8 protein-coding genes are annotated in these 7,560 nt (G+C 58.4%); 2 read left to right on the plus strand and 6 right to left on the minus strand.

Annotated features, from left to right (window positions below; genetic code table 11):
- Positions 1 to 112: 112 nt before the first annotated feature.
- From J4P02_RS26440 to rplM, 5 genes are all read right to left on the minus strand, one after another.
- The gene (locus J4P02_RS26440; RefSeq protein ID WP_426195895.1) at positions 113 to 895 is read right to left on the minus strand and encodes a cytochrome c1; all 783 of its coding nucleotides are present in this window, start codon (positions 893 to 895) and stop codon (positions 113 to 115) included.
- Complete coding sequence (locus J4P02_RS26445) at positions 895 to 2,106, minus strand: cytochrome b (protein WP_426195897.1); 1,212 nt, start codon at positions 2,104 to 2,106, stop codon at positions 895 to 897. Before J4P02_RS26445 ends, J4P02_RS26440 begins: the two co-directional genes overlap by 1 nt.
- Complete coding sequence (gene petA / locus J4P02_RS26450) at positions 2,106 to 2,699, minus strand: ubiquinol-cytochrome c reductase iron-sulfur subunit (RefSeq protein ID WP_047306018.1); 594 nt, start codon at positions 2,697 to 2,699, stop codon at positions 2,106 to 2,108. Before petA ends, J4P02_RS26445 begins: the two co-directional genes overlap by 1 nt.
- A 255-nt stretch (positions 2,700 to 2,954) precedes the next feature.
- Entirely contained in the window at positions 2,955 to 3,347 is a 393-nt protein-coding gene (gene rpsI, locus J4P02_RS26455; RefSeq protein WP_426195899.1) for a 30S ribosomal protein S9, read from the minus strand.
- Between the two features lie 14 nt (positions 3,348 to 3,361).
- Positions 3,362 to 3,790 (minus strand): 50S ribosomal protein L13, encoded by a 429-nt coding sequence (rplM, locus tag J4P02_RS26460; protein WP_007928449.1) that lies wholly within the window; start codon positions 3,788 to 3,790, stop codon positions 3,362 to 3,364.
- A gap of 247 nt (positions 3,791 to 4,037) precedes the next feature.
- On the opposite strand from rplM, the gene J4P02_RS26465 reads away from it, so the two are divergent.
- Positions 4,038 to 5,078 (plus strand): NADP(H)-dependent aldo-keto reductase, encoded by a 1,041-nt coding sequence (locus tag J4P02_RS26465; RefSeq protein WP_426195902.1) that lies wholly within the window; start codon positions 4,038 to 4,040, stop codon positions 5,076 to 5,078.
- A 78-nt stretch (positions 5,079 to 5,156) separates the two neighbouring features.
- Here J4P02_RS26465 and J4P02_RS26470 read toward each other — a convergent pair whose 3' ends face one another.
- Entirely contained in the window at positions 5,157 to 6,293 is a 1,137-nt protein-coding gene (locus tag J4P02_RS26470; protein WP_426195904.1) for an acyl-CoA dehydrogenase family protein, read from the minus strand.
- A 242-nt stretch (positions 6,294 to 6,535) separates the two neighbouring features.
- Here J4P02_RS26470 and J4P02_RS26475 point away from each other — a divergent pair, with 242 nt between their 5' ends.
- Complete coding sequence (locus J4P02_RS26475) at positions 6,536 to 7,435, plus strand: GlxA family transcriptional regulator (protein ID WP_426195914.1); 900 nt, start codon at positions 6,536 to 6,538, stop codon at positions 7,433 to 7,435.
- Positions 7,436 to 7,560: the final 125 nt, after the last annotated feature.

Below are 7,560 nucleotides of genomic sequence, written 5' to 3' on the forward strand. Positions count from 1 at the left end.
GAAAAAACGAGCGCGCCCTCGGGGCGCCTCTGGTAACCCCCGAATGATACAGGGTTGTTACTGTTCAGAGGCGCCCCTGGGCGCGCGCGTTCAACAACTGTTGCTTAAGTTATCAGTGCACATCCTTCCAGTATTCGCGCTTGAGCAGATAGGCGAACACGAAGAAGAAGGCCAGGTACAAGAGTACATAGGTACCGATGCGCTGGTGCTGCAGCTTGACCGGGTTGGCCGAGTAGGCCAGGAAAGTCACGAGGTTCTTGACCTTCTCGTCGAACTGCGCCTCGTTGAGGGTGCCAGTGCCTTCCTTGATGGTCAGCTGGTCGCAAGCCTCATGAGTCAGAGGGGTGCCGGTCAAGGTGTCGTATTGCTTCTTGCCATCCTCGACGATCTGCACTTGCTTGCAACCCACCACCTGACGACCCTGCAGGCCCACCAGTACGTTAGGCATGCCTACGTTCGGGAAGACCTTGTTGTTCACACCCCAAGGGCGCGCCGGGTCTTCGTAGAAGGACTTCAGGTAGCCATAGAGCCAGTCGGTACCGCGAACACGAGCCACCAGGGTCAGGTCCGGTGGCGCAGCACCAAACCAGGTCTTGGCGTCTGCTGGCTGCATGCCGATGTTCATGTGGTCGCCGATCTTGGCGCCGGTGAACACCAGCTTGCTCAGCATCAGGTCGTGAGGGATACCCAAGTCATCGGCAACCCGCTCGTAACGCTGGAACTTGGCGCTGTGGCAACCCATGCAGTAGTTGGCAAAGGTACGCGCGCCATCCTGCATGGCCGCCTTGTCAGCCAGATCGATATCGATCTTTTCCAGCTCGGGGCCACCGTGCTCGGCCGCGAAAGACAATACAGGCATAGCAGCAAGAATCAGTACAGCAAATAGCTTTTTCATCAGCCAGTCACCCTTTCCGGAACCGGTTTGGTCTTCTCGAGCCTGGTGTAGAACGGCATCAGAATGAAGTAGGCGAAGTACAGGAAGGTACATACCTGCGACAGCAACGTACGACCCGGGGTCGGTGCCAGAACACCCAGAACACCGAGGATCACGAACGAGATACAGAACACCAGCAGCCAGATCTTGCTCAGCCAGCCTTTGTAGCGCATGGACTTGACCGGGCTACGGTCCAGCCATGGCAGTACGAACAGCACGGCAATGGCTGCACCCATGGCGATAACACCCAGGAGCTTGTCCGGTACCGCACGCAGAATCGCGTAGAACGGAGTGAAGTACCAAACCGGGGCAATGTGCTCAGGGGTCTTGAACGGGTTAGCCTGTTCGAAGTTCGGCTTCTCAAGGAAATAGCCACCCATTTCCGGGAAGAAGAACACGATCGAGCAGAAGACGAACAGGAACACCACGACACCGACGATGTCTTTCACGGTGTAGTAAGGGTGGAAAGGAATCCCGTCCAGCGGAATGCCGTTCTCGTCCTTGTTCTTCTTGATGTCCACGCCATCCGGGTTGTTCGAACCCACTTCGTGCAGCGCCAGGATGTGCAGCACCACCAGACCGAGGATCACGATCGGCAGGGCCACTACGTGCAGGGCGAAGAAGCGGTTCAGGGTGATGCCGGAGATCAGGTAGTCACCGCGGATCCACTGGGTCAGGTCGTCGCCGATGACCGGAATCGCACCGAACAGCGAGATGATCACCTGGGCACCCCAGTAGGACATCTGCCCCCAAGGCAGCAGGTAGCCCATGAAGGCCTCGGCCATCAGCGCCAGGTAGATCAGCATGCCGAACAGCCACACCAGCTCACGCGGCTTCTGGTAGGAACCGTAGAGCAAGCCACGGAACATGTGCAGATAGACCACGATGAAGAACGCCGAGGCGCCGGTGGAGTGCAGCAGACGCAGGATCGCGCCGTACTCGACGTCGCGCATGATGTATTCAACGGAAGCAAAGGCTTCTTCCGCCGAAGGGGTGTAGCTCATGGTCAGCCAGACACCGGTAACGATCTGATTGACCAGTACCAGCAGTGCCAGGGAACCAAAGAAGTAGAAGAAGTTGAAGTTCTTCGGCGCGTAATACTTGCTGAGATGGTCTTCCCACATCTTGGTGGCGGGGAAGCGCGCATCCACCCAATCCATGAACTTGCTCATCACGCTTTCTCCGTGTCGACGCCAATGACGATGATGTCATCCGACTCATAGGAATGCGGGGGTACTGGCAGGTTCAGGGGCGCGGGCTGCGCCTTGTAGACGCGACCAGCCAGATCGTAGTGGGAGCCGTGGCAAGGGCAGAAATAGCCGCCTACCCAGTCCTTGCCCAAATCCGCGGGCGCCACTTCAGGACGGAAGGTCGGAGAACAGCCCAGGTGGGTGCAGATACCGATCAGCAGCAGAATCTCTGGCTTGATCGATCGCACTTCCGGGTCGACGTAGGTTGGTTGTACCGAGTTCTTGGAGTCAGGGTCAGACAGCTGGCCCTCGATCTTTTTAAGATTCCCCAGGATTTCCTCTGTACGGCGGACGATGAATACCGGTTGACCTCGCCACTCAGCAATCATCTGCTGACCTGGGTCGATCTTGCTGATATTCACTTTCACCGGTGCACCTGCGGCTTTCGCCTTGGCACTGGGAAACCATGACCCCACGAACGGGACCGCAGCCCCCACCGCTCCGGCAGCACCCACCACGGATGTGGCTGCTACCAGGAAGCGACGCCGGCCTGCATTCACGCCGTCATTGCTCATTCAGTCCTCTCCCATCAGCTTTGTGGCCTGTTAAATCAGGCATCTACTAAGTAACAATCTGAACTTATAAAAATTTTGCCGAATGGTAATGAAAAGCCCCTATTCTGACAAGGTAATTACCAGGCCATCCCAGCGCCAGGCCTTGTAGTATAGGGGCTTCACGGATGTGGCAAGTTGTCACACGGCAAATTTTGAGCAATAAAAAACGCCCAGCTCCGCAAAGAGACTGGGCGTTTTTTTGAACGCAGTAGCGAATTAACGCTTGGAGTATTGCGGACGCTTACGCGCTTTACGCAGACCCACTTTCTTACGCTCAACTTCACGTGCGTCGCGGGTTACGAAACCAGCTTTACGCAGGGCGCTGCGCAGAGACTCGTCGTAATCCATCAGGGCGCGAGTGATACCGTGGCGGATTGCACCGGCCTGGCCACTTACACCGCCGCCGATAACGGTGACGTAGATATCGAACTTCTCAACAGTTTCGGTCAGCTCCAGCGGCTGACGAACTACCATGCGGGCAGTTTCGCGACCGAAGAAGTTATCCAGCGAACGGTTGTTGATGGAGATGTTGCCAGTGCCCGGACGCAGGAAAACGCGTGCGGTTGCAGTCTTGCGACGGCCAGTGCCGTAATTTTGAGTCGCCGACATAATGAACTATTCCGTTAAATCTTCAGTTCTTGGGGCTGCTGAGCAGTATGAGGGTGAGCAGCGCCCGCATAGACTTTCAGCTTACGGTACATGTCGCGACCCAGCGGGTTCTTCGGCAGCATGCCTTTTACCGCGGTCTCGATCACGCGCTCAGGGGCCTTGGCGATCAGCTTTTCAAAGTTGATCGACTTGATGCCGCCCGGGAAACCGGAGTGGGAGTAGTACATTTTGTCAGTGGTTTTAGCGCCAGTAACACGTACCTGCTCGGCATTGATCACGACGATGTAGTCGCCGGTATCAACGTGAGGAGTGTACTCAGGCTTGTGCTTGCCACGCAGACGGCTCGCGATTTCGGTGGCCAGACGACCCAGGGTCTGACCAGCAGCGTCGACGACGAACCAGTCGCGCTTTACTGTTTCCGGTTTAGCAGTAAAAGTTTTCATTCTTTATAGCCTCAGGGGCCGCCCAGCAAAATAGACGGCGGATCTTACTGAATAGTGCGTACTTTGACAAGGTCAAAGGCAGCCGGACGCAGACGCTTTCGGGGGCTCGGGTCAGCGCGTCTGGTATACGGCAAGAATCTTCGGCAAGCGGCGCATCACTTCCACTGCAGAAAGAGCTGCCGAATTATGCAGATTGCGAAAAAAATTTCAACCTGCTTTTATGATTGTTTTGCCAAGGGAGCACCCGATGGACTATCGCCAGCTAGGCCGGACCGATCTGAATGTGAGTGCAATTTGCCTGGGCACCATGACTTGGGGCGAGCAGAACACCGAGGCTGAAGCCTTCGCTCAGATCGAGCGGGCGAAGAATGCCGGAATCAACTTCATCGACACCGCCGAGATGTACCCGGTGCCGCCCAAGGCCGAAACCTACGCCACCACCGAACGCTATATAGGCAACTGGTTCAAGCAACGTGGCGACCGCGCCGACTGGATCCTGGCCAGCAAGATTGCCGGCCCCGGCAACACCATCGACTACATCCGCGACAAACAGCTAAAACACAATCGCAAGCATATAGTCGAGGCGGTAGATGCCAGCCTCAAGCGCCTGCAAACCGACTGGATCGACCTGTACCAGTTGCACTGGCCCGAGCGCAGCACCAACTTCTTTGGCCAGCTGGGCTACAAGCACGTGGCCGATGAAGACTTCACCCCACTGGAAGAAACCCTCGAGGCCCTGGACGAACAGGTCCGTGCCGGCAAGATCCGCCATATCGGCCTGTCCAACGAAACCCCATGGGGTACCATGAAGTTCCTCGCCCTGGCCGAAAGCCGCGGCTGGCCACGGGCGGTATCCATCCAGAACCCCTACAACCTGCTCAACCGCAGCTTTGAAGTGGGCCTGGCGGAAATCGCCATTCGCGAACAATGCGGCCTGCTGGCCTACTCGCCCCTGGCGTTCGGCTACTTATCAGGTAAATACGAGGGTGGCGCTCGCCCGGCCAAGGCCCGACTGAGCCTCTACAGCCGCTTCAGCCGCTACTTCAATCCGCAGTCGGAAGCGGCCTGCAGCCGCTATGTGGCGCTGGCCCGCGAACATAGCCTGGACCCGGCACAAATGGCCCTGGCCTTCGTCACCCAGCAGCCTTTCGTCACCAGCAACATCATCGGCGCCACCACCCTGGAGCAACTGGACAGCAATATCGCCAGTGCCGAGCTGAAGCTGTCGCCAGAGCTGCTGGCCGCCATTGAAGCCATCCACAAGGACCACCCCAACCCCGCCCCGTAGTCCCCTCGCAGAACCTGGCTTGCCAGCGAATGAGGCGAAGCAAAACTCGCTTCGTCCCACTCGCTGGAGCGCTGATTCCTACAATGAACGGGCAATAATCTCCTTCATGATCTCGTTGGTCCCGGCATAGATGCGCTGCACCCGAGAGTCGGCCCAGGCCCGGGCGATCGGGTACTCCCACATAAAGCCGTAGCCACCGTGCAGCTGCACGCACTCGTCGAGCACCTTGCACTGCAAGTCCGTGCCCCAGTACTTGGCCATGGCCGCGGTGGGCACATCCAGCTTGCCCTGCAAGTGCAGCTCCAGGCAGCGATCGACGAACACCCGGCCAATCTGGATCTCCGTGGCCATCTCCGCCAGCTTGAAACGGGCGTTCTGGAAATCGGCAATAGCCTTGCCGAAGGCCTTGCGCTCACGGGTGTATTCCAGGGTCCACTGCAAGGCCGCCTCGGCGCTGGCCAGGCCGCCAATGGCGACACTCAGGCGCTCCTGCGGCAACTCCTGCATCAGGTAGGCGAAACCCATCCCGGCCTGCCCCAGCAGGTTCTCCTTGGGCACCCGCAGATCCTGGAAGAACAGCTCCGAGGTGTCCTGGGCCTTCATGCCCACCTTCTCCAGCCGCTTGCCCTTGGAGAAGCCGGGACTATCAGCCTCCACCAGGAACAGGCTAGTGCCCTTGGCCCCAGCCTTGGGATCGGTCTTGGCCACCACTATCACCAGCTCGGCCAAGTAGCCATTGGTGATGAAGGTCTTGGAGCCATTGATCACATATTCATCGCCATCGAGTACCGCGGTGGTCTTCACCCCCTGCAGATCGGAGCCCGCTCCGGGCTCGGTCATGGCGATGGCGGTGACCAGCTCCCCGGACACCAGCCTGGGCAGGTACTTGTGCTTCAGCGCTTCACTGCCGTAATGCAGGATGTAAGGCGCAACGATGTCCGAGTGCAGGGAGAAGCCGATGCCGGTCAGGCCAAGCCGGCCGATCTCCTCGATCACCACGGTGCTGTAGAGAAAATCCGCCCCCAGCCCCCCGTATTCCTCAGGGATATGCGAGCAGAGCATCCCCGCAGCACCGGCCTTGCTCCACAGCTGGCGATCGATATAACCCTGTTTTTCCCACTCGCCATGGAAAGGCACCGCCTCCTTTTCAAGGAAGCTGCGCACGCTGTCACGGAAGAGTTCATGCTCGGAACTGAACAAGGTTCTAGGGATCATGCAGTCACCTGTAGTTGTTGTTGATCGAGGTTGGCTGGCAGAGCCTAAGCCCAGGCACCTGCACGGGACACTGGACACATCCGACAAAAAATAAGACGATCCAGCCGTCTGGTGACCACTTTCCCCTATAAGAACAATTGAACATGTCCAACCAAACCTCCACGCCCTTGCGGCGCGTCAGTATCCTGGCTATCGACCGGGTTTTTGCATCCACCCTCATGCAGGCCAAGGATTTCTTCCATCTGGCCAGCCTGCGTTATGGCAAACAACTGGGCCAAGGCCTGACCCCGGCATTCGAAACCCGCCTGGTCAGCCCCGATGGCCAGTCAGTCTGCAGTTTCAGCAATGTCACCCTCCCCGTGGACGGCCCTCTGGGCGACACCGATGTCATCATTCTCCCGGCCTTCTGGGACGACTTCGATACCCTGTGCCAACGTTACCCACAGATCCTGCCCTGGCTGCGGGCCCAGCACGCTCGCGGCGCAGTGCTCTGCGGCGAGGCCACCGGCGTATTCTGGCTGGCCGAGGCCGGGCTGCTCGACGGCAAGGAAGCCACCACCTACTGGCGCTTCTTCAACACCTTCAGCGAACGCTTCCCCAGGGTCCAGCTCAACCAGGACAAGCACCTGACCGACGCCGACAATCTCTACTGCGCCGGCGGCACCACCTCGGCCTGCGACCTGTACATCTACCTGATTGAACGCTTCTGCGGGGCCAACGTGGCCCAGGCAGTAGCCCGCGACATCCTCTACGAGGTGCAGCGCAGCTACGCCCCCGGTCGTATCGGCTTTGGCGGCCAGAAACTGCACCAGGACGTGATCATCCTGCAGATCCAGCATTGGCTCGAAGAACACTTCGCCGACAAGTTCCGCTTCGAGGACGTAGCCCGCGAGCACGGCATGAGCATCCGCAACTTCATGCGCCGCTTCCAGACCGCCACCGGCGACAAGCCCCTGCACTACCTGCAGCGCCTGCGCATCGAAACCGCCAAGGGCCTGCTCTCGGGCACCCGCAAGAGCATCAAGACCATCAGCTACGAAGTCGGCTACGACGATGCCAGCTTCTTCGCCCGACTGTTCCGCCAGCACACGGAGCTGTCGCCCAACCAGTACCGCCAGCAATTCCAGCAACAGGCGGCATAAAAAAAGGTTCTTCACGGAATCCCGGGAAACTCAGAAACAAAAACGCCGATTTGATAGATGATGTTCGTGCGAGCAAACAGATCTAAAAAACCGGCGTTCTTATGCGTGATATTAATACTTTCCTT

Origin of the sequence: Pseudomonas sp. NFXW11 (assembly GCF_049887815.1) — a bacterium.
Lineage (GTDB): Bacteria > Pseudomonadota > Gammaproteobacteria > Pseudomonadales > Pseudomonadaceae > Aquipseudomonas.

What these genes read in the sequence shown, in the direction of transcription:
- J4P02_RS26440 (WP_426195895.1), bottom strand. Translation starts at nt 895, where the DNA reads ATGAAAAAGCTATTTGCTGTACTGATTCTTGCTGCTATGCCTGTATTG.
- J4P02_RS26445 (WP_426195897.1), bottom strand. Translation starts at nt 2,106, where the DNA reads ATGAGCAAGTTCATGGATTGGGTGGATGCGCGCTTCCCCGCCACCAAG.
- petA (WP_047306018.1), bottom strand. Translation starts at nt 2,699, where the DNA reads ATGAGCAATGACGGCGTGAATGCAGGCCGGCGTCGCTTCCTGGTAGCA.
- rpsI (WP_426195899.1), bottom strand. Translation starts at nt 3,347, where the DNA reads ATGTCGGCGACTCAAAATTACGGCACTGGCCGTCGCAAGACTGCAACC.
- rplM (WP_007928449.1), bottom strand. Translation starts at nt 3,790, where the DNA reads ATGAAAACTTTTACTGCTAAACCGGAAACAGTAAAGCGCGACTGGTTC.
- J4P02_RS26465 (WP_426195902.1), top strand. Translation starts at nt 4,038, where the DNA reads ATGGACTATCGCCAGCTAGGCCGGACCGATCTGAATGTGAGTGCAATT.
- J4P02_RS26470 (WP_426195904.1), bottom strand. Translation starts at nt 6,293, where the DNA reads ATGATCCCTAGAACCTTGTTCAGTTCCGAGCATGAACTCTTCCGTGAC.